This is a genomic window from Gaetbulibacter aestuarii (assembly GCF_039537665.1).
GTDB classification, from domain to species: Bacteria; Bacteroidota; Bacteroidia; order Flavobacteriales; family Flavobacteriaceae; genus Gaetbulibacter_A; species Gaetbulibacter_A aestuarii.
Map to the genome: position 1 here is coordinate 755,208 of NZ_BAABAY010000001.1, position 25,958 is coordinate 781,165.

At 37.1% G+C, this 25,958-nt stretch carries 19 protein-coding genes; 6 read left to right on the forward strand and 13 right to left on the reverse strand.

Annotation, left to right across the window (positions count from 1 at the left end):
• The 4 genes from ABD682_RS03335 to rnr all read right to left on the reverse strand — a co-directional run bounded on the left by ABD682_RS03335 (position 1) and on the right by rnr (position 6,107).
• Positions 1-684: a LysE family translocator gene (locus ABD682_RS03335; protein ID WP_344738981.1), complete on the reverse strand. Its 684-nt coding sequence runs from the start codon at positions 682-684 to the stop codon at positions 1-3.
• 57 nt (positions 685-741) lie between these two features.
• Complete coding sequence (gene bglX, locus ABD682_RS03340) at positions 742-3,015, reverse strand: beta-glucosidase BglX (RefSeq protein ID WP_395360233.1); 2,274 nt, start codon at positions 3,013-3,015, stop codon at positions 742-744.
• 111 nt (positions 3,016-3,126) lie between these two features.
• Complete coding sequence (locus ABD682_RS03345) at positions 3,127-3,804, reverse strand: head GIN domain-containing protein (RefSeq protein ID WP_344738983.1); 678 nt, start codon at positions 3,802-3,804, stop codon at positions 3,127-3,129.
• 95 nt (positions 3,805-3,899) lie between these two features.
• Positions 3,900-6,107: a ribonuclease R gene (rnr, locus tag ABD682_RS03350; RefSeq protein WP_344738985.1), complete on the reverse strand. Its 2,208-nt coding sequence runs from the start codon at positions 6,105-6,107 to the stop codon at positions 3,900-3,902.
• 630 nt (positions 6,108-6,737) lie between these two features.
• Here rnr and rpiB point away from each other — a divergent pair.
• The 3 genes from rpiB to ABD682_RS03365 are packed head-to-tail and all read left to right on the forward strand — an operon-like array spanning position 6,738 to position 8,543.
• Entirely contained in the window at positions 6,738-7,172 is a 435-nt protein-coding gene (gene rpiB / locus ABD682_RS03355) for a ribose 5-phosphate isomerase B (protein ID WP_344740796.1), read from the forward strand.
• The gene (locus tag ABD682_RS03360; RefSeq protein ID WP_344738987.1) at positions 7,173-8,096 is read left to right on the forward strand and encodes a cation diffusion facilitator family transporter; all 924 of its coding nucleotides are present in this window, start codon (positions 7,173-7,175) and stop codon (positions 8,094-8,096) included.
• A gap of 3 nt (positions 8,097-8,099) precedes the next feature.
• On the forward strand, positions 8,100-8,543 hold the full coding sequence (locus ABD682_RS03365; protein WP_344738989.1) for a GNAT family N-acetyltransferase: 444 nt from the start codon (positions 8,100-8,102) through the stop codon (positions 8,541-8,543).
• A gap of 5 nt (positions 8,544-8,548) precedes the next feature.
• Here the strand turns inward: ABD682_RS03365 and ABD682_RS03370 are convergent, their stop codons facing one another.
• From ABD682_RS03370 to rnpA, 4 genes are all read right to left on the reverse strand, one after another.
• A complete protein-coding gene (locus ABD682_RS03370; RefSeq protein ID WP_344738991.1) occupies positions 8,549-9,955 on the reverse strand; it encodes a T9SS type B sorting domain-containing protein in 1,407 nt (468 codons plus the stop codon).
• A gap of 36 nt (positions 9,956-9,991) precedes the next feature.
• The gene (locus ABD682_RS03375; protein WP_344738993.1) at positions 9,992-10,858 is read right to left on the reverse strand and encodes an OmpA family protein; all 867 of its coding nucleotides are present in this window, start codon (positions 10,856-10,858) and stop codon (positions 9,992-9,994) included.
• Positions 10,859-10,966: 108 nt separating this feature from the next.
• Complete coding sequence (locus tag ABD682_RS03380) at positions 10,967-12,604, reverse strand: S41 family peptidase (RefSeq protein ID WP_344738995.1); 1,638 nt, start codon at positions 12,602-12,604, stop codon at positions 10,967-10,969.
• 102 nt (positions 12,605-12,706) lie between these two features.
• Positions 12,707-13,072: a ribonuclease P protein component gene (gene rnpA / locus ABD682_RS03385; RefSeq protein WP_344738997.1), complete on the reverse strand. Its 366-nt coding sequence runs from the start codon at positions 13,070-13,072 to the stop codon at positions 12,707-12,709.
• 196 nt (positions 13,073-13,268) lie between these two features.
• Here rnpA and ABD682_RS03390 point away from each other — a divergent pair, with 196 nt between their 5' ends.
• A complete protein-coding gene (locus ABD682_RS03390) occupies positions 13,269-15,122 on the forward strand; it encodes a glutamate-cysteine ligase family protein (protein WP_344738999.1) in 1,854 nt (617 codons plus the stop codon).
• Entirely contained in the window at positions 15,123-16,313 is a 1,191-nt protein-coding gene (locus ABD682_RS03395) for a succinylglutamate desuccinylase/aspartoacylase family protein (RefSeq protein WP_344739001.1), read from the forward strand. It abuts the gene before it with no gap.
• 43 nt (positions 16,314-16,356) lie between these two features.
• Here ABD682_RS03395 and ABD682_RS03400 read toward each other — a convergent pair whose 3' ends face one another.
• The 5 genes from ABD682_RS03400 to ABD682_RS03420 all read right to left on the reverse strand — a co-directional run bounded on the left by ABD682_RS03400 (position 16,357) and on the right by ABD682_RS03420 (position 23,890).
• The gene (locus tag ABD682_RS03400; RefSeq protein ID WP_344739003.1) at positions 16,357-18,195 is read right to left on the reverse strand and encodes a M1 family metallopeptidase; all 1,839 of its coding nucleotides are present in this window, start codon (positions 18,193-18,195) and stop codon (positions 16,357-16,359) included.
• A 33-nt stretch (positions 18,196-18,228) separates the two neighbouring features.
• Positions 18,229-19,836: a S8 family peptidase gene (locus tag ABD682_RS03405; RefSeq protein WP_344739006.1), complete on the reverse strand. Its 1,608-nt coding sequence runs from the start codon at positions 19,834-19,836 to the stop codon at positions 18,229-18,231.
• Between the two features lie 7 nt (positions 19,837-19,843).
• The gene (locus ABD682_RS03410) at positions 19,844-20,704 is read right to left on the reverse strand and encodes an MBL fold metallo-hydrolase (protein ID WP_344739008.1); all 861 of its coding nucleotides are present in this window, start codon (positions 20,702-20,704) and stop codon (positions 19,844-19,846) included.
• A gap of 124 nt (positions 20,705-20,828) precedes the next feature.
• Complete coding sequence (locus ABD682_RS03415) at positions 20,829-23,042, reverse strand: SulP family inorganic anion transporter (RefSeq protein ID WP_344739010.1); 2,214 nt, start codon at positions 23,040-23,042, stop codon at positions 20,829-20,831.
• Positions 23,039-23,890 (reverse strand): universal stress protein, encoded by an 852-nt coding sequence (locus ABD682_RS03420; protein WP_344739012.1) that lies wholly within the window; start codon positions 23,888-23,890, stop codon positions 23,039-23,041. Before ABD682_RS03420 ends, ABD682_RS03415 begins: the two co-directional genes overlap by 4 nt.
• A gap of 160 nt (positions 23,891-24,050) precedes the next feature.
• Between ABD682_RS03420 and ABD682_RS03425 the strand changes: the two genes are divergently transcribed.
• Positions 24,051-25,907, forward strand: a complete 1,857-nt coding sequence (locus ABD682_RS03425; protein ID WP_344739014.1) for a cation:proton antiporter — start codon at positions 24,051-24,053, stop codon at positions 25,905-25,907.
• The last annotated feature ends 51 nt before the right edge of the window (positions 25,908-25,958 follow it).

Sequence of the window (25,958 nt, forward strand, 5' to 3'; positions counted from 1 at the left end):
TTATTTTTTTATGGGACTAATCTGTTCTAATTTGTTTTCGATGATTTTCTTCTCCTTTGGAAAGAACCCCTGAACAAAAAGCAATACTCCAAAACCAAGTATTACTAAAGCAACCAGTTTTTTAGCTTTGAATATGAGTCGCGGTGTTAATCGGTTCTTCAATTGTTTCGCAATTAAAATTTTAAAGATATCAACAACGAGATAGGTTGCAAGAATACTGGTTAAGAACACCACTACGCCATTTTGAGAGGTTGCCAGACTATTACCTAAAACAATAAAAGCTACCCAGCCTAAAAGCACGCCAATGTTGATGAAATTCAATAAAAAACCCTTTAAAAAAAGTTTACCATAACCTTTTTTAATTTCCACTCTGTGGTATTCCCTAACAATATGTCGAAAGGATTTTGAGGTTTTTAGAAAAGAGATCACGCCATAAGCGATCAAAAGAACCCCTCCAAATATTAACAGGTTTGGATCGTCTTTAATTTTATCAAGGAGTTTGTTGGTGCTAAAAAAGGCAATGAAGATGAAAATGGAATCTGCTGTAATAACGCCTAGATCAAAAATAAAAGCGCTTTTAAACCCTTTTGTGGCACTGGTTTCCAGTAGCACAAAAAATACCGGTCCAATAGTAAAGGCCAGGATTATACCAAATGGAATAGCTTTTATAACATCATCAAACATAAACGTTCAGGGTTTTAACAAAAGTAACTAAATCTTAAAACAATTGTAAATACCTGATTATAATGTTATGCTCACTTCAAGTTCAGTATCAGAACTACCGCCAACGAAAATTTTAAATTCTCCCGGTTCCACTAAATAATTACCATCGTTATCAAAAAAACCAAGTTCCTTATCGGTAAGTGTAATGGTGATGTTTTTTGTTTCTCCGGGCTCTAAAGTAACCTGTTTAAAACCTTTTAGTTCTTTAACCGGTCTGACAACACTTGCCACCAGATCACGAATATAAACCTGAGCAGTTTCTTTACCCGCAATAGCACCGGTATTCTTCAGGTCAAAAGATACTTTAAAACTGTTATCTCCTGATTTAGAGACCTCAAGGTTTGAATATTCAAAAGTGGTATAGCTCAACCCAAATCCAAATGGATAAAGTGGTGTGTTTTCAACATCGATGTAATGGGACCAAAAGACATCACCGGGATTTTTTGGTGTGGGACGCCCTGTTTGATTATGGTTATAAAACATCGGAACCTGCCCCACAGTACGTGGAAAAGTTACCGGTAATTTACCGCTTGGATTATAATCGCCATACAATACTTGAGCAATGGCATTTCCGCTTTGTGTTCCCAGTTGCCAGGCTTCCACTATAGCCGGAACATGTTCCGCTGCCCATGGAATTGTTAAAGGGCGGCCATTGTTTAATACCAGAACCATATTTTTATTTACAGCAAATACAGCCTCTAACAATTCTTGTTGTACACCTGGTAATCCTAATTTGGTACGGCTTCTGGCCTCACCGCTTTCAAAAGCATGTTCGCCCAAAACCATGACCACAACGTCGGCTTGTTTCGCGGTTTTTATAGCATCATCAAAACCGCTTTTATCTGTTGTATTGATCTTAATTTCTTTCGTGAACGAAGGCTCTTCCGCTGTAACATCAGCGCCTTTAGCAAAGGTGATCGTGTTATCCGGATAGGCTTTCATCCCTTCTAAAAAAGACACCGCCGTACCATTGTCAGCAGCCAAACGCCAGCTTCCTAAAGGACTTGTTTTATCTTGTGCTAATTTCCCAATAACGGCAATGTTCTGGCCTTGTTTTTTGAGCGGTAAAAGTTGATTTTCATTTTTAAGAAGCACGATGGATTTTTTCGCCATGTCCAGAACCGCATTCTGAATATCCTGACTTCCTACAACTGATTTTTCACGTTCCTCATCACAATATTTATAAGGATCATCAAATAAACCAAGTTCATATTTTACTTTTAAAATCCGTGAAACAGCTTCATCTATAACAGCTTCAGAAACTTTACCTTCTTTTACTAAAGCGGCTAATTCTATAACGTAAGCATCAGATTCCATATCCATATCACAGCCGGCATTGGCAGCAATTTCTGCTGCTTGTTTCATATCTTTTGCAAAGCCATGCTTACGCATTTCTTCAATGGAGGCCCAATCAGAAACCACAAAGCCTTTAAAATCCCAGGTTCCTTTTAAAATATTGCGCTGTAAAAACGTGTTTCCTGTAGATGGTATTCCATTAAGCAAATTAAACGCATTCATAAATGTTTTTACATCGGCATCTACAGCTGCTTTAAAAGGTGGAAAAACAACGTTATACAATGTAGAAGTTCCTACATCAACGGTATTATACTCCTTACCGCCTTCAACAAAACCATAACCGGCAAAATGTTTAGCACAGGCAGCTAAAGTGTTGGGTTTTGAAAGATCATCCCCTTGAAAACCATGAACACGAGCCTGAGCTATCAAAGATCCTAAATACGGATCTTCGCCGGCGCCTTCCATAACGCGACCCCAGCGTGCATCTCTTGAAATATCAACCATAGGTGCAAAAGTCCAGTTGATTCCTGCGGCAGAGGCTTCCAAAGCAGCAACCTCTGCAGCGTGTTTTATGGCGTCTAAATCCCAACTTGCCGACTCGGCTAATGGAATCGGACTTAAGGTTTTATAACCATGAATTAAATCAAAACCTATAATTAAAGGGATCCCTAAACGAGATTCTTCAACAGCAATTTTTTGAACCGCTCTTACATTTTCAACACCCCGAACATTTAACATAGAACCTACATAACCTTTTCGTAAATCTTCATATTTTTTTGCCGCATCACCGGTAGATGGTGTTGGACCGGTAACATCCCAAAAACCATTATACTGATTCATCTGGCCTATTTTTTCTTCTAAAGTCATTTTTGAAAGTAAGGTCTTTACTTTAGCGTCTATAGAATCTTCTGTGGATTTGGTTTCTTGCTTACAAGAAGTCAATGTGGTCATACTAATTAAAATAAGGGTGTAAAATTTATAGCGTACTCGGTTCATGATATCTTATTAGTTAGTGAAAAGCAAAGATATAAATTTAAGACTGTAGTTATACCAACAAAAAATCCCTACCAAAACTGATAGGGATCTAAGTTGTTTTTTAGTGTAATTTTAAGAATCCACGCGTTTGATTCGTCCACCTAAAGCTTTGGATTCATTAACTGTTTCAGGATGTCCGTAAATATAAACATCGCCACCGGCACGGATATTAATATCTAATAATTTAGAAGCTCTTACATGGCCTTCACCACCGGCTTTAATAGATATTTCGGTAGTCTCACTATCTACCTTACTACCCATAAAAACACCGCCTGTAGACAAAGAAACATCTTGTTTTTTAGCTTGACCTGTTGCGGTGATAATACCACCTGTAACAGATTTAATATTCGCATATTTCACTTGGATAGGAACTTCAATAGTACCACCTTCCTGGGCTTTCAGATCGATCTCAAATTGCTCTATAGTATCATCGGATTTCACAACAGCACCTTCATTCACATCAATGGTATCAACACTGGTGTAATATAGTTTCACGTGCGTTTTATCGCCATCAAAGATCTCACCTAAATTCATTTTGATTTTTAAAACACCATTTGTGTTTTTTAGAACAACATCTTCTGTGTTATCCCCGGAAATAATGACTTTGTTCTGGTCTGATTTTATAAGTTCTACATGAATTAAATCATAAACCTTAAGTTCGGTAAATTCGCCAATATTGCGCTCTATGGTATTTTGTGCAAATACTGATGTGGTGATCAGCAGCACAATAAATTTTACTAAAGTTTTCATCTGTTTAATTTTTTGAAGGGTTACACTTGGTTTGCTTTTTGATTTATACAAAATTATCAAGAATTATTCCGTTGTAACTATCCTTTGATAAAAATTTAGTTTGTTTGATCTTCTGGCTTACCTTCCAAAGTAAAATCCAAATGCTTTTTAACCAGATCGGTATTCTTAACCTTCACTACAACCTCATCACCTAATTGGAATATTTTTTTAGTTTTTCTGCCAACCATTGCAAAAAGATCCTGATCGAAAGCATAATGATCATCTGTCATATCACGAACACTCACCATCCCTTCACATTTATTGGAAATAATTTCAACATAAATTCCCCAATCGGTCACACCGGAAATCACACCAACAAAAGTTTCATCTTGATGGTTCTGCATGAATTTGATCTGCATATACTTAATAGAGTCACGCTCCGCTTTTGTTGCTAAATATTCCATGTTACTGGAATGTTGGCATTTTTCTTCATAAGCATCTTCGCTAGCCGATTTACCTCCGTCCAAATAACGTTGTAATAAACGGTGTGCCATCACATCCGGATAACGGCGAATAGGCGAGGTAAAATGACTGTAATAATCGAATGCTAAACCATAATGACCTATGTTATGGGTGGTATATTCTGCCTTGCTCATACTTCGGATAGCCAGGGTATCGACAAGGTTTTGCTCTTTTTTTCCAACCACATCTTTCAATAAAAAGTTTAATGATTTTGTAGTAGATTTTCGATCTTTAAAATTAAGTTTATATCCAAAACGTGATACAATACCTTGTAAATTAGCAAGTTTACTTTCATCCGGTTCATCGTGAACACGATAAATAAATGTCTTTTTCTGATCTTGTTTTCCAACAAATTCTGCTACTTTCCGATTGGCGAGAAGCATAAATTCCTCGATCAATTTATTAGCATCCTTACTGGTTTTAAAATAAACACCTAACGGATTATTATCATCATCCAATTCAAACTTTACTTCTACTTTATCAAATGAAATAGCACCATCTTTCATCCGCTTTCGACGCATGATCTTAGCTAATTCATCCAGTTTTAAAACGGCATCAGCAATAGATTGTGTGGTTTGGTATCGGTTTCCGGTTAGGGATACTTCTTCAGAGATATCATTCGATTTACTTTCAATAATAGCCTGGGCTTCTTCGTAAGCAAAACGAGCATCACTATAAGTAACGGTTCTTCCGAACCATTGGTCTTTTACTTCAGCTTTATCATTGATTTTAAATACAGCAGAAAACGTGTATTTTTCTTCATTAGGACGCAATGAACACGCATTATTTGAAAGCACTTCCGGAAGCATCGGAACCACCCGATCTACAAGATAAACTGAGGTAGCACGCTCATAAGCTTCATCATCTAAAATAGTTCCTTCCTGAACATAATGCGACACATCAGCAATATGAATTCCAATTTCATACAAACCATTTCCTAAATCTTTAAAAGACAAGGCATCATCAAAATCTTTTGCATCTTTAGGATCAATAGTAAACGTAAGATCCTGACGCATATCACGACGTTTTGCTATTTCTTCTTTCGTTATCGACGTATCTAATTTATTAGCATAATCTTCAACTTCATAAGGAAATTCGTAAGGTAATCCATATTCCGCTAAAATAGCGTGAATCTCCGTATTGTGTTCTCCTGGTTTTCCTAAAACCTGAATCACCTTTCCATTGGGAGAACTCGCATTTTCCGGCCAATCTTCCAGGCGCACTAAAACTTTATCGCCATCTTCCGCTTTAAGCGTTTTATTTATAGGCACGAAAATATCGGTGTACATTTTTCCGCTATCCGGAATTACAAAAGCGAAATTACTGTTCTTCTGGATTTGAATAACCCCAACATATTCACTTTTAGCGCGTTTGATTACCTTAGTAATTTCACCTTCAAGTTTCCCTTGTTTTCGCCGTTTATAGAGATAGAATTCTACCTCATCATCATGTAATGCTTTATTTATATTATTTGAAGCAATAAATATATCGTCGTCAAAATCATCGCAGATCACATACCCACTTCCTCTGGCAGCCATATCTAATCTTCCGGTATAATATTCCGCAGTTACCACGGCTTTATATTTACCACGATCTACTTCTTCAATTTCTTTTTTGCCTTGAAGGTCTCTTACATGTTTTATAATTTGGTTTCGGCTATTAGCATCATCAACTTCTAGCATTGCCGCTATTTGTTTGTAGTTGAACGTTTTATTGCGTTCTTTTTTTAAAATACTTAATATTTTATTTGATAGGTTTGGAATTCCTTTTTTTCCGGATTTCCTTTTTTTCTTTTTACTCATTTAATGGTTGTAATCATTATAATTTCCTAAGATACAGGAAATTGTGTTATTAATAGCATCTATAAAAGGTGAAGACCGTGCTATTTTTTTACAAAGCTACGCTTTTTAAAGTTAATCTCATGTTTCCCCAGAATTAAATATTTTTCTACGCTTTTTAAGTTGTCAACAGTATATATAATATTAATCATTTCTTTTTGAAATTTTAAAAAAAATATGATGATGATTATAGGGTGTTAATAGCGGTATAACTTTTTGTATATAAATTTTGAAACCTTCTTTTTTTAAATTTATTGATAAGTAATTAACATATATAATAACCCTTAAATACTTAAAAATGAATTGTTTTATATTTTATATCAACAGTTGTTTATAACTGGATTTAACCGTTAATTATTAATAAATTTTTTAAAATTTTGGTCTGATAACTACATTTAAAATGCTGAAAACTTAGCTACAAAAAAAGGGTTATTTTTTTGGTAATATTGAAAAACATCTGGTTGGAAAAATTTGATGTATTTTCCAAATTTTTATTTCAGAAAAGAATCACCAGTTATTAACAAGTAATGAATACATTAATTCACATCACTTATAATTATTACCTTTGTATTTGTATTTAAAAAAATTCATATGATGACCATCTCAATAGGTAACGATCATGCCGGAACAGATTACAAAAACGCTATTGTAAAACACCTGGAAATTCAAGGTTACACGGTAATTAATCATGGTACCGATAGTCATGATAGTGTAGATTATGCCGATTTTGTACATCCTGTTGCTGACGATGTTGAAAACGGAAAATCAACCTATGGTATTTTGATTTGTGGAAGCGCTAACGGTGTTGCTATTACAGCGAACAAACACCAGGGCATTCGTGCCGGTTTATGCTGGAATAAAGAAATTGTTGAGCTTATACGAGGTCATAACAATGCCAATATTTTATGTATTCCTGCACGTTTTACAGCAATTATTCAAGCCGTTGAAATGGTAGATGTTTTCTTGAAAACCGAATTTGAAGGCGGTCGTCATTTACGACGCATCAATAAAATTCCATTATCCTGCTAAATGGGACACAACCATTCTCACGACCATAGTCATTCTCATATACATTCTGATTTAAAAGGAAGAAACCTTTTAATATCTATAGTTCTAAACATTTTAATTACTGTTTCACAGGTTATTGGCGGACTCATTTCAGGAAGTTTATCCTTATTAAGTGATGCGCTGCATAATTTTAGTGATGTAATTTCGCTTGTTGTTAGCTATATTGCAAATCGCCTGGCTAAAAAAGAAGCTTCTATCCATCGTACTTTTGGTTACAAGCGCGCTGAAATTCTAGCAGCTTTTGTAAATGCCTCAGCCTTAATCGTTGTCGCTATCCTATTAATTAATGCTGCGATCCACCGTTTTTCAGATCCGAAACACATTCAATCCGGATTAGTGATATGGTTGTCTGTTTTCGGAATTATTATGAATGGTTTAAGTGTTTTATTACTTAAAAAAGACGCAAAATCTAATTTGAATATGAAAAGCGCCTATCTGCATTTGCTTACAGATATGATGGCAAGTGTTGCGGTACTCATTGGTGGTATTTTTATGGAATTGTATCAGGTGTTTTGGGTAGATAGTGTGTTGACGTTGGTTATTGCGCTCTACCTGATCTATATGGGTTATGACCTTTTGAAAGATTCTACAAAAATGCTCATGTTGTTCACCCCGGATAATATTCCAATTCATAAGATTGTTGAGGAAGTGAATCAATTTGAATCGATTCAAAACGTGCATCACGTTCACGTTTGGCAATTGAATGAAAGAGAAATTCATTTTGAAGCGCATATCGATTTTAATGAAGATATTGCGATCTCTAAATTTGATGAGGTCCTTCACGAAATAGAGGCCTTACTGTTAGAAAAGTACGATATCAATCACGTGAATATTCAGCCCGAATTCAGTAAGGATGATAATAAAGATATGATCGTTCAGGATTAAACCATGATGACAACCGTAGTTAAAACTTTTGAAGAACTCACGAAACAGGAATTGTACGATCTGTTGCAATTACGAAGCGCTGTTTTTGTGGTAGAACAGGATTGTGTATATCAGGACCTTGATGGAAAAGACACGAAAGCCTTACATGTTTTAGGTTTTAAAAATGATAAGATCGTTGCGTATACAAGAATTTTTGGTCCGGGAGTTTATTTTGAACAAGCTAGTATCGGCCGGGTTATTGTTGCTAAAAATGAACGTCGGCATGATTACGGAAATCAAATTATGAAGGCTTCCATTGAAGCGATCAAAGAACGATTTAATGAAACAACGATAAAAATCTCTGCTCAGTGTTACCTCAATAAATTTTATACCAATTTAGGGTTCAAGGCTTTTGGCGATACTTATTTGGAGGACGGTATTCCTCATGTTTCCATGATCAAAGCATAAATTTTCTAACGTTTTAATGTAAAATGTCCTTTTAAGGTTTCTCCGGATTTTAAATTAATAACATACCAGTAATCACTGGTTGGTAATATATTACCATTATAAGTACCGTTCCAACCCTGATCATTGGGGAATAAATACTTCAAAAGTTTTCCGTATCTATCATAAATTAGAACATTAAATACCTGATTTGCATTATCGGTTATCATCCAAAGATCATGGCTTCCATCGTTGTTTGGGGTGAAAAAAGCAGGGATGTATAATTCATCATCAATAATTAAAATATTGAACTGTGATTCATTACTACCACAAGCAGATTCATTATAAATATAGAGCGTCTGCGATTCGGTAATAACATCACCACCATTAAGTTGTGAACCGGATCCTCCCGGTCCTGTAAAATAATTTCCGTTAGTTAAATTTGGTAAGGTGTACGATTTATTACTTACAACATCTCCAAAACTGTCAATAGGAATGTTATTTCTGCAACTTTCAACAGCTACAACAAATCTTGTGTAGTTGGATGGTGTCCATGTATTATGCGGGTCTAAAGTATCATCAATAATAACACAAACCAAGAATACATTAAAACCAAAATTCACGGTCATATTCGTGTTGTTACCGTTTTTTAAATTTAAAGTACATAGCAAGTTATTACTGCAGTCTACCTTTGTTAGTGCCGTATTTTTTGAAAGATCCAGGTTTTTTATCAAATTAAAAACACAAGATAGATCATTGAGTTTAATATTTTTACTTGTGTCTAAAACCGTTAATTTATTATCGTCGCACCACAAGGTTGTTAATTTAGTAGCGTTTGAAACATCAAGATTCGTCAGGTTATTTCGCCGGCACACCAGCCTGCTTAGGTTAATGTTGGTTGTTAGATCTATTGTTGCAATATTGTTATAACCAAAATCTAAAACACTTAAGTTTACAAGGGACCCAATATTTAAATCCGAAAGGTTGTTATCACTGCATATCAAGGAAATTAAACCCGGATTTTGAGTAACATCCAGATTATTTAAAAGATTATTATTACACCAAAGAATTTTTAAATCCGGGAGTATGGAAACATCCAAATTGTTAAGCAGGTTATTAGAACAGTATAATTCCGTAAGTACGGTGTTGTTGCTCAAATTTAGATTTGAAACAGTATTATCTGAACAATTAAGAATAGTAAGCGCTGAAAAAGCTTCAATACCGGTTAGGTCCGAAATATTTCTGCCTGAAACATCCAGATCGGTAATGCCGATAATATTAGCTGTAGGCACCAAACCATCAATGGGTGCGGTATCATAATTCAAATCAATTAAAACCTGTTCAAAATTAGGATCGGGAATGGACGTGTTTTGAGCCCAACCAACATGGTATGTTAGTCCCGCCAGAAACAGATATAGATACAGTTTTATGGGCAATTTTTTTGGTATTGGTGGTTAGTTATATACCGAACTCTATTTTTCTTCTTCTTTACCAGCGTAAGTAATTACAATTTCAACCCTACGATCGAATTTAGGATCGCCGCCTAGCGGAAATTTCCGTCGCATTCCAAGATGTCGCATGCGTCGTGTACTGATCCCTTTTTTAGCAAAGTAATCATAAACATATTTTGCCCGAGCTTCAGATAAATTGCGTAACATGGTTTTTCGGTCTACAGCATCACGACTATAACGGGTACAACAAACATGACCTTCAATGGTGAAATAAATATCTTTTCGCTTTAGAAGGGTTTCTGCAATATCATCCAGAATAGGTTTCGATTGCGGAATTAATTCACTGTAACCGGTTTTAAATAAAATATTCTGGAACACAAATTTATCGCCGGCTTTTAAGGGTCCTTTCAGCTTCTCCTGAGGTGGAATCTCTTTCTCTACCACAGCTGTAGTATCCTTGGCAACTTCTATTGGTTTTTGAGGTTTGGTTTGAACTATAATTTCAACCTTACGGTTTAAGCTTCTGGTTTTGGCGACACTTTTTTCATTTACGATCTTTAATAACACCTCTCCTTTGCCATCAACGTTGGATATTAAATGTTCACTAATTTCCTGATTAGCAAAAAAGGCTTTAATGGCATTTGCGCGCTCCTTCGATAATTTCATGTTGTAATTTGCAGCACCAACATCATCACAAAAACCATAGATCTCTATGGATGCAATATCCAAATTATTCAAATTAGCAAGGAAGTCGTTAAGGCGGGTTTCTTCTGTTGGAGCTACCTCGTATTTATCGGTTTCAAAATACACATCATGTATTAGTTTTTCCTGTGAAAAAAGGATGCAACTATGAAATATAAGCAGTATGTAAACTATAAGTTTGTTCATCATTTAGGGAAAAAGGAAGCCAATAAATATACCAAATTTTGAGAATTATAGCTTTTTAAAGTCCAATATTTGGTGAATTACCCGCTTAAGGGGATGAACAACAGCTTGTTATCGTAGGTAATTATAATAAATGGAGATATCACTAACAATATCCGTAGCTTTTTTAATAGTAGGATCATGTAATTTGTAATAATCGTATAAACCTTTACGATAGCCATAACGCTTTACTATTTCTTTGGTAAGCGCCTCAACCAAAAAGGGTTTATCATCATCGATATTCGAAATTTTAACGGCTTGAAGTTTATTAACTAAGGCGTCGTAATCCTTTTGAATAGATTCATCTAAATTTTCTTGTTTAGCGGTTTGATAGACTTGATCTAATTCTTTTTCGGTATCTGTCTCAAATGAGAAATCAGAGGCCTTCAAAAACTCTTTAAAATCTTTAAAATCGGAGTCGGTAAACGTAAATTTATTGAGATCCTCTACCTTGTGATTGTAGTAATATTTGGTAGCGTAATCGAATACAAAATCATTATTAATGAGCGCCGTTGTTATCGGTGATTTTTTGTTTGGTCCGGTTATAACCTCCGGTAAAATACCACCACCATCATATACTTTTCGACCATTTTTGGTTTTAAACTCATTGTAGTTTTCTTGTTTTACCCGAACCGCTTCGCCTTTCTCATTTCTATGCCAATAATCAAGCGCCTGAATACAGCGACCTGAAGGGGTGTAATAGCGGGAAATGGTGATTTTTAATTGTGTTCCGTAAGGCAATAATTTTGGGCGTTGCACAAGACCTTTACCAAAACTTCTGGAGCCTACGATAACGGCACGATCGAGATCCTGTAAGGCGCCCGAAACAATTTCACTGGCAGACGCGCTATTACCATTAATCAAAATAGCTAATGGAATTTCCGTATCGATAGGTTCATTTTGAGTGTAATAGGTGCGGTTATATTTTTCCACTTTCGATTTTGTGGTAACCACTAAAGTCCCTTTTGGAACAAACAAATTAACGATATTGATGGCCTCATTAAGTAGTCCGCCAGGATTGCCCCGTAAGTCTAAAATAATACGTTTCGCACCCTGGGCTTTAAGATCACGCAAAGCATAATTAGTTTGTGCGTAGGCCTTATCAGTAAACTGGCTTAAAACAATATAACCTGTTTTTGAATCGATCATTGAAAAATGAGGCACGGCGTTAATTTCTACCTCGGCCCGCTTTATTGTTGCTGTATGTTCTTTACCCTGGCGCATATAGGTTACATTAACCTCGGTACCCGTAGATCCTTTTAAAAGGTTTCCGGCATCATCCTTATAATCGGCCACGGTAACGGAGCCCACTTTAATAATTTCGTCACCTGCTTTCAACCCGGCCTGATCGGCAGGATAGCCTTGATAAGGCTCAACGATAAGCAATTTGTCTTTCATGGTTTTAACCTTTGCCCCAATACCCGTATAATCCCCTGTGTTGTTAATACGAGCTTCCTCTACATCCTGTTCGTTCATAAAATTCGTGTATGGATCTAAATCGGTGAGCATATTTTTAATAGCCGTGTCCATAAGCGCCCCCGGGTTGGTATCATCAACGTAATTCATGTTGATCTCCTTATATAGGGTAGTAAAGATCTCAAGCTGCTTTGCAATCTCAAAAAAATCGTTTTGAAATGCGGTGGTTGTTAAGAATACAACGCCGGCTAAAGCAGGTATAATAATATACTTTTTGAAAAGTAATTTCTTCATCTATTTAAAAAATTTCGCCAATCCCTGACCATTAATTTCTTAGTCATATCGACTGGTATTGTCCAATTCTGTTAAATGCCCGTTACAGGCTTTCATAGCGTCTTAATTATTAGATATTTTTTTTGAAAACACTCGAAATAATTGTGCCATTTTTTCTTCCAGATCCGCGTAGGCTGGAATTTCTTTTCCAATATACAAAATCATAAACGCATGGGGCGAAGAAATGTTGCTAAGATAATCGGCTTTATTAAGGCGATAAACCTCACGTAGTAAACGCTTTATTCGGTTTCGATCAACAGCGCGTTTAAAGGAGCGTTTACTCACGGAAACTCCGGTTTTCATCTGGGCGCCATCCTTGAATTCAAACGATTTATAAACCAACCTTAGAGGAAATGCAGAAACGGATTGACCCTCTTCAAAAAGCTGCTCAATGAGTTTTTTTCCTTTAAGTTTTTCAGCTGGATTCACAGTAAAAATTCAAGAGTTATGATTAAAGTTCAAAGGTAATAAAATTAAGTAGCGGGTTACCCCTGAATTTTGATCTCACCGAACTATCCAAAGTAAATTAGGAAGCGATGTTAACGCAAGCTCCCGAGCAATATGATAAATGTCATATGAATACTCACTGATCAACAGTATATTGAATCCGTAAAACCCTAACGGAATGGGACAAACACAAGTTACCAGACTAAAAACCAAAAAAGACCGCGCTAATTATATTCATCATCTTTTAAATGATCTTAAGGCTTTAGATCAAATGATAGAAAATGATATGATAGAATCCGGCTCTTTGCGCATTGGTGCCGAACAAGAACTTGTAATTGTTAACGAACAATTTTTGCCTGATAGCAGCTCAGAATCTTTGTTAACAGCTATAAACGACCCGCATTTTACAACTGAAATAGGAAATTTTAACCTGGAGATAAATTTGGATCCGATAGCACTTGAAAAAGATAGTTTCTCCAAAATGCACGATCAATTAAATAGATTTTTAGAAAAAGCTAAAAAAGTTGCAGCTTCCAAAAACCTGCATTTGGTCTTAACCGGTATTTTACCATCACTTTCTGTGGATAAGGTTACCACTGAAAACCTTACCAATGCGCCCCGATACAATTTGTTGAATAAGGCTCTGAAGCAGTACAGGCCACAGGGTTTTGATGTACACATTAAAGGTGTTGATGAAGTAAACCTGAAATATGATTCCGTAATGTTGGAAGGATGCAACACAAGTTTTCAAATGCATTTACAACTGAATCCGAAAACTTTTGTAGACGATTACAACTGGGCGCAAGCAATTGCCGGCCCTGTCTTAAGTATTTGTGTGAACTCGCCTATTTTGTTTGGCAAAGAATTATGGAAGGAAACCCGTATTGCACTTTTTACCCAAAGTGTAGATACTCGAATAAATTCATTTTTATTAAATGAAAAACAATCGCGTGTAAGTTTTGGAAATGATTGGCAAACAGGTTCGGTCAGTGATATTTTTAAAGATAACATTTCCCGGTTTCGAAGTTTTTTGAGCACTAATTTTATTACGGACAGTACTGAAATGCTAGCCCACGGAGAGATTCCTAAACTAAAGGCTTTAAGCATACAAAATAGTACGGTTTATCCCTGGAATAGGGTTTGCTATGGCGTTTTGAATGGCCGCCCTAATCTACGGATTGAAAATCGATATATTCCTTCAGGCCCAACCCCAACGGATGAAATTGCCAATTTGGCCTTCTGGGTAGGCCTGATGTTAGGACGCCCGAAAACCTACAAACAGATCCATGAAAAATGGGACTTTAAAGATGTTAAAACCAACTTTTTTAACGCGGCACGCTATGGCATGGCCACCCAGTTCTATTGGGACGGAAAATACGTTCCCAGCGATCAACTTATCCTTCACGAATTATTACCAATGGCTTATAAAGGCCTTAAAAAAGCAGGTATTGCCGTATCGGATATTGATTACTACCTGAATATTATTAAACATCGCGCAGAGGACCACACTGGGGCAGAATGGCTTATTCGGAATTACCGCCGGTTATTAAAATCGCATAAGCGTTACGATGCCATGCAAATTCTTACGGCTAAAATGTATGAGAAACAGGAAAAAGGCTATCCCGTTTCTGTTTGGAGCGCTGTAAATCATCCCGATGAATCGCCCTTTAAGGATACCCGGGTTGTAAAGCATATTATGAGTTATGATATTTTTTCCGTGAGTAAAAAAGATAGCGTGAAACTGGTTTTAAATATCATGCTTTGGAAGAATATCCACCACATGCCTGTTATAGATAAAGACCGCAATTTGGTAGGTTTGTTAACCTGGTCTGATATTAAAACCTATACAAAACAACCTTTCAACCAAAACGATAGTGTTGGCGATTTAATGAAAACCAAACTTATCACGACTGAGGAACAAGTTCCTATTAAAGAAGCTGAAGCACTTATGAAAAAACACCGCATAGGCTGTTTACCTGTAATGAAAAAGAACAAGTTGGTTGGACTTATAACCTTAAACGATTTGAAATAGATGACCGAAGTATTCAGCAAGGCCATATTGCAAAAAATTGAGGTGAATCGCTTTATAGGAAAGGTTAACGGCACCCGACCAGGGCCTTCTGTTATTTTCTTTGGAGGAATTCACGGTAATGAAAACTCGGGGGTTGTAGCGCTGAAAAAGCTTTTTGAAACGCTACGACCTGAAGCTTTTTGTGGCTCGGTTTATGGTATATCAGGAAATTTAAAAGCACTGGAAATACACCGAAGGTTCATAGAAAAGGACCTGAACCGTTTATGGACTTTAGAAAATATCAAAAAAATAAGATCCAAAAAGAATCCAAATAGCGAAGAGAGTGAACTACTAAAGATTTTAAATATTATTGAATTCATTATTTCCTATAATCAACCACCGTTTTATTTTATCGACCTGCACAGCACTTCAAGCAAAACCCTGCCATTTATTACCATTAACGATGCCCTGATCAACCGGAAATTTTCCAAACAATTTCCGGTTCCTATAATTTTAGGTATAGAAGAATATTTAACAGGGCCTTTATTGAGTTATATCAATCAATTAGGGTATGTGTCATTGGGTTTTGAATCTGGTCAACACGATGATATCAGCGCCATAAACAACAGTGTCGCCTTTATTAATTTAGCTTTGAAATATTCCGGGGTTTTAAGCACACAAAGCCCTAAAATGGACAACTATTTTAACGAGCTTAAATTTCAATCTGCGAATTTGAATGATATTTTTGAGATTATTTATTTATATCGCATTCATGATGGCGAAACCTTTAAGATGGATGATGGTTTCAAGAGTTTTCAAAGTATTCACAGAGGAAAACCGCTCGCCAGAAGTAATTCTAAAATAATAAAAGCGCCTTATACCGGGCGAGTCTTTATGCCACTTTATCAAACACAGGGAGCTGAAGGGTTTTTTATTATCAGGGTTATTCCGCCAATCTTTTTAAAATTGTCCAGCTGGTTTAGGCATTTAAAACTAGACCAGTTATTAGTGATCTTACCAGGAGTGTCCTGGGCGAACAAAAAACAAGGTGTACTTCAAGTGAATTTATCAATCGCACGATTTTTTGCAAAATCTCTTTTTCATTTGCTAGGGTATCGTCATCGACAGGTTACAAGAAAGCGTTTGCTCTTATACAATCGCGAACGCGTTGCCAAGACAGCTATGTATAAAAAAGAACAGTGGTACTGGTAACAAAAGTTACCAACACCACGGTTGTTGTTTGCGTTTAGCTAACTTAGTTTTCTTTCGTAGATTCTGCTACGGAATCAGGCATTGTAACAGAACCTGTGTTATTGTTTCTGTCAATATCTGCCATTCTTCTCTCAGGGTCGATAGTAACTTGTCGTACCGCTTTTTTAGTTTTGAATGCGTAGAAAGGATAAGCCCAGGCCCAGTCTGCAATCTTTGTTGCTGTTGTTGGTTTTTCTCCTCGCATCATAGCTAAAGGAATGTAAAACCGTTCCACAGTATTATCATCATAAGTTACGGTTACATCCAGAGGCATCGGCATAAGTCCTTTGCGCTCTAAAATAACAGTATTATCTTTTATTAATTTCACGGCGTAATCAATAGTATTGGTTGTTTCACCAAAATCGATAAGGTACCAATCCAATTCTAATCCGGAAACTCTTTCCGCAGTTCTAATAATATCTAGTGGTTTTGGGTGTTTAAAAGCAAAATCGTCAAAATACCGCTTAATGGTTTTTTTCAAATTGTCTTCACCAATAACATAACCTAATTGCGCCAGGAATACCTCGCCTTTATTGTATGCTGAATTACTGTATGCATTGTTAAACAGATAACGATCAGCATGAGTTGTAAGCGGTTGTTCGGTGCCCGATTTTGCGTATCTGATATACGAATTATACGCTGGTTCCGCCGGATTATCAGCATTTTTGTTCATAACCTTGTCGTATGCCAAATCACTGATATAGCTAGTAAAACCTTCATCCATCCAGGGGTGTGTAGATTCGTTGGAAGCTAATAGGAACTGGAACCAGGTGTGTGCCAGCTCATGAGCCGTAACGCCCACCAAACTACCAAAGCTACGGTCTCCGGTGATCAGGGTACACATAGCGTATTCCATACCGCCATCACCACCTTGAATTACGGAGTATTGTTTGTAAGGATATGTTCCAACATGGGTGCTGTAATAATCCATTAGTTCTGCGGTTTTAGGCTGTAATTTCTTCCAGCTTTCCAAACGATCCTGTGGCAAGGTACTTTTGTAGTAAAAATTTAAAAGCGGTCCGTTAGGCATTTGCAAGGTATCATGTATAAAATCCGGATCAGCAACCCAGGTAAAATCATGAACTCTTGGTGCAACATAGTGCAATTGCTTTTTGTTGTTTGGAAGCTCTTTTTCCTCCTGTAAATAACCTGTTCCACCCACAACGTAATTCTTGGCAATAGAAAGTGTTACATCAAAATCGCCCCAAACCCCAAAGAACTCTCTGGCGATGTAAGGATCGGCATGCCATCCTTCGAAATCGTATTCAGCTAATTTAGGATACCATTGGGTCATGGAAAGCGCCACACCTTCTTTATTATTTCTCCCTGAACGACGTATTTGCTTAGGCACCTGACCATCAAAATTCAAGGTAAAGGTTGTTTTGGCGCCCGGTAAAATAGGTTTTGCCAGTTTTACTTCTAATATTGTACCAACAGTTTCAGACTGCAAGGCCATACCGTCTTGCTTTAAATTGGTTACATTCAGATATCCGATCTCATCCGGTTTTAATTTGCTTATACGGTCCATAACTCGGGAATCCGGATCGGCTATAGTGCGCGAATGAATATCCATTTCGCTTCCAGGCTGGAACGCGTTAAAAAACAGATGGTAGTAAACGTTAGTTAAGGTGTCCGGCGAATTGTTTGTATATACCAAAGTTTGCTCTCCGGTATATTTATAAGTGTTAACATTCATGTCAACATCCATGTTGTAATCAACATGTTGTTGCCAATAACCGGGCAGTGGATTATTAATTTTACTTTGTGTATTTGCTATAGTTTTAGAACCCGAGCAAGCCGTAAGGAATGCTGCGGCACTAATTAGGGAGAATAAATATTTCATAGTTTTTATTTAAAACCTGGTTTAGCGTTATTTTTATTTGACTTTTGAAGCTAAAATTAAAGCATTATATGCATTTACAATTTTTCCTGATCGTGAAAGATCTGAAAACGGTTTAATATTGCTTGTATCCCCGCCAACGATCACTTTTGTGTTTATAGGAAGGCCGGAATCCATAATAACTTGCTTCACTTGAGCCGCACTTAATTTTGGGAAATACGACCGAATTAAAGCCGCAACACCTGCGGTTGAAGGAGAGGCCATAGAAGTACCGCTCAAAAACTCATAGTCACTAAAAGGAATCGTAGAATAGATGTTTCCGCCAGGGGCGAAGATATCAACATTCACTTTACCATAGTTGGAAAAACTTGAGACCATTTTCGATCCGTAGGTGGAGCCGATAGACCCAACAGTTAAGAAGGTTTTTGAAACCTCCGGACCAACGCCAATGGCATCGTTTGGATAAACCGATTTCTCGTCTAAATTTTCAGCCTCATTGCCTGCGGCATTTACAATAAGCACATCGTGTTTTCCGGCATATGCAATTGCATCTCGAACCCAGTCACTATGGGGAGAATAGTATTTTCCAAAGCTTGAATTAATGATAGACGCGCCATTATCCACGGCATATCGTATCGCTAATGCCACATCTTTATCGTATTCGTCACCGTTAGGAACAGTTCTAACAGCCATGATCTTTACGTTATTAGCCACACCGTTAACACCCAATCCGTTGTTGCGACTAGCTGCAATAATACCTGCTACGTGAGTACCGTGTTTTTCGTCTTTTTCGCTTGGTCGAACATTGTTATTTCCGTAGTATTTTTTCGAAAAATCATCGGGATCGTCACCATTTTTACGACCTTTAAAATCCTTGTTGAGGTTGTAGTCCAAACGATCATTGATCTGAACAAGTTCGCTATTTAGTTCATCTAAAAAAGCTTGAGGAGAATCCATATCGAAACTGTAAACATATTTAATAACATTCACGGCTCTGGCAAGATCCTCATTGTTAGCCTGAATAGTATCTACAGCTTCCTTAGTATATTCTTTGGTATCTAAATAATTGGCAATAATATCATCAGCCTTTTTTACCTGAGTCTCTATTTGATTATAATTCGATCTTAGGTTGGCATATTTTTGATATTCTTCATTGTATTCTTTTTCTGCTTTTTGGTAATCCGGATTCGAGGTATCGCCTTTAGCTAAAATGCGTACGTACTCTAATTGCTCATCATAGGTATCACCTAAGAAATTCCAACCGTTCACATCGTCTACGTAACCGTTCTTGTCGTCATCAACACCATTATTTGGAATTTCATCTTTATTCACCCAAATATGACCTTGAAGATCTTCGTGATCGATATCGATACCGGAATCTACTACAGCGACAATAACATCGCTGCCTTTTCTGTTTTTAATGATATCGGCATAAGCTTTTTCAACGCTCATGCCGGGAATCGTGTCCTGAATAAGATCAAGATGACTCCAGACTTTTTCCTGTGCATCGGTTAACGGCTGAACTTTTAATGGAATATTATCAACCTGTTCGATCGGGGTTGAAATAATTGGCGCTGTACTACCACAACTGTAAATAAGTGTGATTAATAGCCCAATTAAGGCAAATGATTTTATTCTATTCATGTTTTATTTAATTAAAAAAATCTTCTGTTTTAAATGTTTCGTTAAGGCGCACACCTTTTTCGGTGTGCTTCACCGTAATAATTTCGTTGTGTGCATCGTGTTCTAAGAAGAGATACCAGTTTTGGTCTACGGCCATATTCAGAAAGGCTTCTTTTTCATCCAGCGTCAGTAGAGGACGCGTGTCATAACCCATAACAAAAGGCAATGGTAAATGTCCAACGGTAGGTAGCAGATCTGCCATAAACGCCAATGTTTTGCCTTTATAGTTGATCAATGGGATCATTTGTTTATCTGTATGTCCGTTGGCAAAGAAGATATCGAAGTCTAAAGCTGAATTTTTTAAAATAACACCTTCAGGAATTCCGGTATGTTTCAACTGTCCGCTTTCTTCAATGGGTAAAATATTTTCTTTAAGGAACGATGCTTTTTCACGTCGATTTGGTTGTGTGGCCCATAACCAATGATCTTCGTTACTCCAAAATTGCGCGTTTTTGAATACCGGTTCGTATCCTGTTCTTTCTTTATTCCATTGAATAGCGCCACCGCAATGATCAAAATGCAAATGTGTTAGGAATACATCGGTAATATCATCAGGATGAAATCCGTATTTTTTTAGAGATGATTCCAGGGTGAAATCGCCCCAGGGATAATAATATCCAAAGAATTTATCAGATTGTTTATTTCCCATTCCGGTATCGATCAAAATGAGGCGGTCGCCATCTTCAATCAACAAACAACGCGCTGCTATATCGATCATATTATTGGCATCTGCAGGATTGGTGCGTTGCCATAAGGATTTAGGTACAACACCAAACATGGCGCCACCGTCTAGCTTAAAATTTCCGGCTTGTATTGGGTATAGGTTCATAGGGATGCAAAACTAAGAAATCTGCAGCACTTCGTTTGAAATGTTAAGAATATATTAAGAAAATAGCCGCTAATTTTAAAAACGCCAGGGTGTTTTTAGTTACAAAGCTGTTTTAGAGCGTATTTTATGCAACATGCTTTTTTGAAATAACAATCCTCAAACGCTTACCGTAATCTAGTAGGGTCTTCAATTCTTTCATACCGGCTACACGTTCCCGACCAAAAAGCAACAAGGCTTGCCCGTTAGATTCCACATGATAATAAGGATTGCTTTCAAAAAAATGTATGAGTTCATCATTGAAAAAGGCAACTACTTCAGCCTTGTTTGTTCCGTATAAATGAAAGCGATCTGAAAAATCGCCATGTTCAGCAACATCTATGTCTTGATGATACCCTGAAAAAGCTGCAATTTTTTCTAAAAACCCTTCTCTGTCCAAAGTGAACTTAGGCAAGGGTTGTTCAAGATCAATATACAACATGGTAATTCGCGCGACTTCCTTAGCGATGAATTCGCCTTCGGAAAATTCAATATCGAAGAGTTTTAATCCTAGATTTTCGTCGGAGATCACATTGTATATGTACTTGATGTCTTTGGTTTGAAAAAACTGAAAATCCATTAAAAACTCGAAGGTCTTGATCTTTTTTGCACGATATTTTAAATTGAATTTTCTGGCATACGCCTGAATACTTACTTGTCGTTTTGTTAAGCTGTTCTTCATTATTTCAGGAACAGGTAAAAGGCGCCGAAGCGCAAATGGATGAAACGAATTGGTGTCGTGAAAATCAAGCCCAACCACATCAAAATGTCCGCCACGTTTTGCGAACAATTCCTGGTAATTGTTCATGTTTTCCATTACGGTATGATCAACGAATTCACAAAGCGAAAAATCAACAACCACATCTTGGTGTTCAGGAACAGCATCCAGTTGATTTTTCAACCGGAAATAATTTAAAAAAGTGCAAAAGTGCTTAATGCTTACGTAGTAATTGCTGTCGCTATCAGGTTCTTTATACATCAATACGTTCGGTTTCAATAAATTTCTAAGAAACAAACCCACACTTCGATTCACAAAAAAATGAATAATGAGTGTTGTAAGGACACCTGCTAAAATACCGGTGATCAAACCTACCTGAAGGGTGGTTATTAGAGTTACAAAAAAGATAATGAGCTGCTCTTTTCCTATCGAAAATATGTTCCTAATGACTTTTGGAGAAGCCAACTTATATCCTGTATAAACTAAAATAGACATTAAAGCCGGTAGCGATATATGTTTAAGTTGGGTACTGAAAAGCACAATGAATAACACCAAAAATACCGCATGAAAAAAATTGGAAGACCTGTTTGTGGCACCGTTGTTCACATTTACAGAGCTTCTGGCAATTACCGTTACAACGTTTAAGCCACCTAATAACCCGCTTCCTATGGAGGCCAGGCCAATTGCTTTAAGGTCTTTATTAACGTTAGAGCGTCGTTTTTCAGGATCTAATTTATCAACCGCTTTTATGCTCAGCAAAGATTCAATACTCGCAATAAGGGTAAGTGCCAGCACAGAACCCCAAAAAGATAATTGCCCTAGAGCATCAAATTTAGGTACGGGAATATCCTCAATTATATCGTGAATGGAGGGAATACCGGTAAGCATATACTCCGGGGCGATAGGATTAGGTTCATGTAGTACCAGTTCAAAATAATAACTGAACCCAATAGACAGCATAACGATCCACATAGGCGCAGGGATAAGTTGTAAATATTTATTGCGGATTCTGGAGTACAATACCATGATTGCAAAGCTGATCAATCCAACTAAAGCGGCATAAACCAAACCTTCTGTTTCATGGTTTATGGCTTTATTGATCGTTGAGGGAATAGCATATAAATACTCTAAAGCAGTATCGCGTTGAATTTTATTTCCGAACATGATATGAAACTGCTTTCCGAGGATAATAAGACCGATGGCCGCCAACATTCCCTGAATGGCTGAGGATGGAAAAAAATCTGATAAAGCCCCCATTCTTAGAAATCCTAAACACATAATTAAAACTCCGGAACACACCACAGCTATATAGGTGTTATGAAGCCCTAATGTTGAAACCGCTACCAATAAAACACCTACTAAACCATTTCCTAAGCCTACAATAGTAACGTTACTACCACCCAAAATAGAAACTACCAGACCACCCATAACGGCCGCAATAATACCTGAAATTGGAGGGGCCTCGCTAGCCATGGCTAAGCCCAGACCCAGGGGAAGTGCAATAAGGCTTACCACAAATCCTGAAAAGATATTTTGTGGCAGGGTACTGAAAAACTGGTTGATTTGTTTTTTTCTCGGACTCATTGCAGAATTAGAACGTCGGTGGGTAATTCGGTTAAAATATACTCAATATCATGAGGGAACAGGCGATCCCAAAAAGTCATTTTTGTTGGGCCGTTCATAACAAGCAAGTCGGCTCTGGACACCTGGGCATAATGCCCGATAGAGTAGCCTCGTTTCCCAAAAATAGGTTGCAATTTTATGCTCATATCTTTAGTGTATTCCGATGGAATATGGCTGATAATCTCCTTTATTCGAGAATCTTCACGCAGGCGTACACGCTCCTTCATAATTCTTGAACGCCTCAACGATCTATCGTCTTCAATCGTAACGCCAACCTGCTCTTTATTAATTTCCTCCACGATGGTAATTTTGTTAGCTTGAAGTTTTTTAGCCACATAGAATGCTGCTGTAATGGCCTGTTCGGTTTTTGGGTCTTTTAAACCGTTAACCACAATGTGCTCACTAGGCACACGTTGTACCGATGGTTTTATAAGAAGGAGCACGGAGCATTTGGCTTGACGCGTTATTTTTCGGGCGATAGATCCCACATAATATTTAAAAAACCCTTCCCGTTGTACAGCACCTAAGATCAAAAGATCTATTTTTTTCGAATTTGCTGAGCTCAAAATAACATTAACAGGGTCTCCGGCTTTAAATACCACTTCATAATCAATGCCGCCGGGTTCGAAAAAACTTAAAATATCCCTAAGCTCATTTAATTTTTTTTCGTCATGATCACCTACATGGATCAAATATAATTTCGAATTAAAAAACAGAGATAAGCGTGCAGCTTCATAAAGGTTGGCTTTCATATTGGGTGAAAAAGCCACGCCAATGCCTATACTTTTAAAAGGTTTAATAGCTGCCATAATGGTTTAAAATAAAATGTTAAGATAGTACTTTTTAAAAAGAAATGATTTCGTATTATCGAAGCTTGTATAAAGCCTGTTTCTTAAAATTTGAAAACGCAGGGTTTAAATGCGTGGAAGTGGGCAGTTTTATTTAAATTAGTAACTTTAATCGTACACTATGTTAGAATTAGCAGGCATTATCATTTTAGGAATTTTGGCGCAATGGGTAGCCTGGAAATTTAAAATACCCGCTATTCTACCATTAATATTGATCGGTTTATTGGTAGGCCCGATATCTGCGGCTTACATTTCTGAAGATGGAACAAAATGGATCGAGCCCGTTTGGAACGGAAAAAACGGTCTTTTTCCCGGCGATGGCTTATTTTATTTTGTATCCTTGGCTATTAGTATCATTCTTTTCGAAGGTGGTCTAACACTGAAACGTTCGGAAATTAGAAACGTAGGTTCAGTGATTACCAAATTAATTACACTAGGATCTGCCGTAACGTTTATAGGCGCCGGTATTATTTCTCATGTTATTTTCGGGTTGAACTGGCGACTCTCGTTCCTGTTTGCCGGTTTAGTGATTGTAACCGGCCCAACGGTAATTACCCCAATTTTAAGAAACATTCCTTTGAAAAAAGACCTCTCAGCGGTTTTAAAATGGGAAGGTATTCTGATAGATCCAATAGGAGCTTTGGTAGCCGTATTGGTTTTTGAATTTATAAGTGTTGAAGGCGATAGCGGTTTTACAAAAACAGCCTTGATCGAGTTTGGAAAGATCATTTTATTTGGGACAACCTTCGGATTTACATTTGCTCACGCCTTGGCATTTTCAATAAACAAAAAATTTATACCACATTATTTGCTTAATGTCGTGTCGTTATCCGTGGTATTACTGGTTTTTGTGGCCTCAGAAATGTTTGCACATGAATCCGGGTTATTGTCGGTTGTGGTTATGGGAATGGTTTTAGGTAACGGGAAATTAAAGAATATCAAAGAGCTCCTCTACTTCAAGGAATCTCTGAGTGTGCTGCTCATATCGATCCTATTTATCTTACTTGCTGCGAATATCAACATGAAAGACCTGATGTTGCTCTACACCTGGAAAACCTTAATTCTTTTTGTTTGTATCGTATTTGTTTTAAGACCACTGGCTGTTTTTTTAAGTACCTGGGGTTCTAAATTAAAACTGAACGAAAAACTTTTTATAAGCTGGGTAGGACCTCGCGGAATTGTTGCCGCAGGTATTGCCTCACTTTTTGGAAGTAAATTAATGCGCCAGGGTGTTGAAGGCGCCGAGTATATTACTCCCTTAGTATTTATGATCGTTCTTGGAACCGTGTTGCTTAATGCTACCACAGCGCGATTATTTGCAAAAATAGTAGGTGTTTTTCTAACGAAATCTGAAGGCATACTCATTGTGGGTGCCCCGAAATTTTCCCGACTTATCGGACATTATTTAGAAAGTAATGGCCGACATGTGGTGCTGATTGACAGTAATGAAAAAAACATTGAAAAGGCCCGAGATCTGGGACTTGAAGCCTTAACTACCAATATTTATTCGGACACTTTGATGGATAATATTGAATTGAACGACATGGGATATTTGATGGCACTTACCGGAAACACCGATATCAATAAATACGCCATTAACAAATTCGGAAAACATTTTGGAGAAAATGGCTCTTTCCGACTGGTAACAACACAGGAAATGTTGGAGAATTCAAATAATCCTAAAGAAGGTTTGTTTTCACAAAATGATGATTTCAATAGTTTAACAGAGGTAACCAGAAAACATCCTTCAATTCAGGAGATCGATCTGGAAGATAAAGCCCATTATACTAAACTTATTGAAGCCACAAACAAGGATAAAGATATCATTCCTTTGTTCATTAAGGATAAGGATGGTGAATTGCATATCATTTCCTCCCATAATTTTGAAACTATTGAAGGTATAAGCGAAGGCTTTAAGTTGGTTTATTTAGGAAAGCCACTGGATGTTGAAAAAAATTCACCAGACAAGGAAAATTAAAATAAAAAAGCCCGGATTAGTTTAAATCCGGGCTTTTTTAATTCTTATTCA

What these genes read in the sequence shown, in the direction of transcription:
- ABD682_RS03400 (WP_344739003.1), bottom strand. Translation starts at nt 18,195, where the DNA reads ATGAAATATTTATTCTCCCTAATTAGTGCCGCAGCATTCCTTACGGCT.
- ABD682_RS03420 (WP_344739012.1), bottom strand. Translation starts at nt 23,890, where the DNA reads ATGGCAGCTATTAAACCTTTTAAAAGTATAGGCATTGGCGTGGCTTTT.
- ABD682_RS03415 (WP_344739010.1), bottom strand. Translation starts at nt 23,042, where the DNA reads ATGAGTCCGAGAAAAAAACAAATCAACCAGTTTTTCAGTACCCTGCCA.
- ABD682_RS03425 (WP_344739014.1), top strand. Translation starts at nt 24,051, where the DNA reads ATGTTAGAATTAGCAGGCATTATCATTTTAGGAATTTTGGCGCAATGG.
- ABD682_RS03410 (WP_344739008.1), bottom strand. Translation starts at nt 20,704, where the DNA reads ATGAACCTATACCCAATACAAGCCGGAAATTTTAAGCTAGACGGTGGC.
- ABD682_RS03360 (WP_344738987.1), top strand. Translation starts at nt 7,173, where the DNA reads ATGGGACACAACCATTCTCACGACCATAGTCATTCTCATATACATTCT.
- rnr (WP_344738985.1), bottom strand. Translation starts at nt 6,107, where the DNA reads ATGAGTAAAAAGAAAAAAAGGAAATCCGGAAAAAAAGGAATTCCAAAC.
- ABD682_RS03345 (WP_344738983.1), bottom strand. Translation starts at nt 3,804, where the DNA reads ATGAAAACTTTAGTAAAATTTATTGTGCTGCTGATCACCACATCAGTA.
- ABD682_RS03365 (WP_344738989.1), top strand. Translation starts at nt 8,100, where the DNA reads ATGATGACAACCGTAGTTAAAACTTTTGAAGAACTCACGAAACAGGAA.
- ABD682_RS03375 (WP_344738993.1), bottom strand. Translation starts at nt 10,858, where the DNA reads ATGAACAAACTTATAGTTTACATACTGCTTATATTTCATAGTTGCATC.
- rpiB (WP_344740796.1), top strand. Translation starts at nt 6,738, where the DNA reads ATGACCATCTCAATAGGTAACGATCATGCCGGAACAGATTACAAAAAC.
- ABD682_RS03380 (WP_344738995.1), bottom strand. Translation starts at nt 12,604, where the DNA reads ATGAAGAAATTACTTTTCAAAAAGTATATTATTATACCTGCTTTAGCC.
- ABD682_RS03390 (WP_344738999.1), top strand. Translation starts at nt 13,269, where the DNA reads ATGGGACAAACACAAGTTACCAGACTAAAAACCAAAAAAGACCGCGCT.
- bglX (WP_395360233.1), bottom strand. Translation starts at nt 3,015, where the DNA reads ATGAACCGAGTACGCTATAAATTTTACACCCTTATTTTAATTAGTATG.
- ABD682_RS03405 (WP_344739006.1), bottom strand. Translation starts at nt 19,836, where the DNA reads ATGAATAGAATAAAATCATTTGCCTTAATTGGGCTATTAATCACACTT.
- ABD682_RS03335 (WP_344738981.1), bottom strand. Translation starts at nt 684, where the DNA reads ATGTTTGATGATGTTATAAAAGCTATTCCATTTGGTATAATCCTGGCC.
- ABD682_RS03395 (WP_344739001.1), top strand. Translation starts at nt 15,123, where the DNA reads ATGACCGAAGTATTCAGCAAGGCCATATTGCAAAAAATTGAGGTGAAT.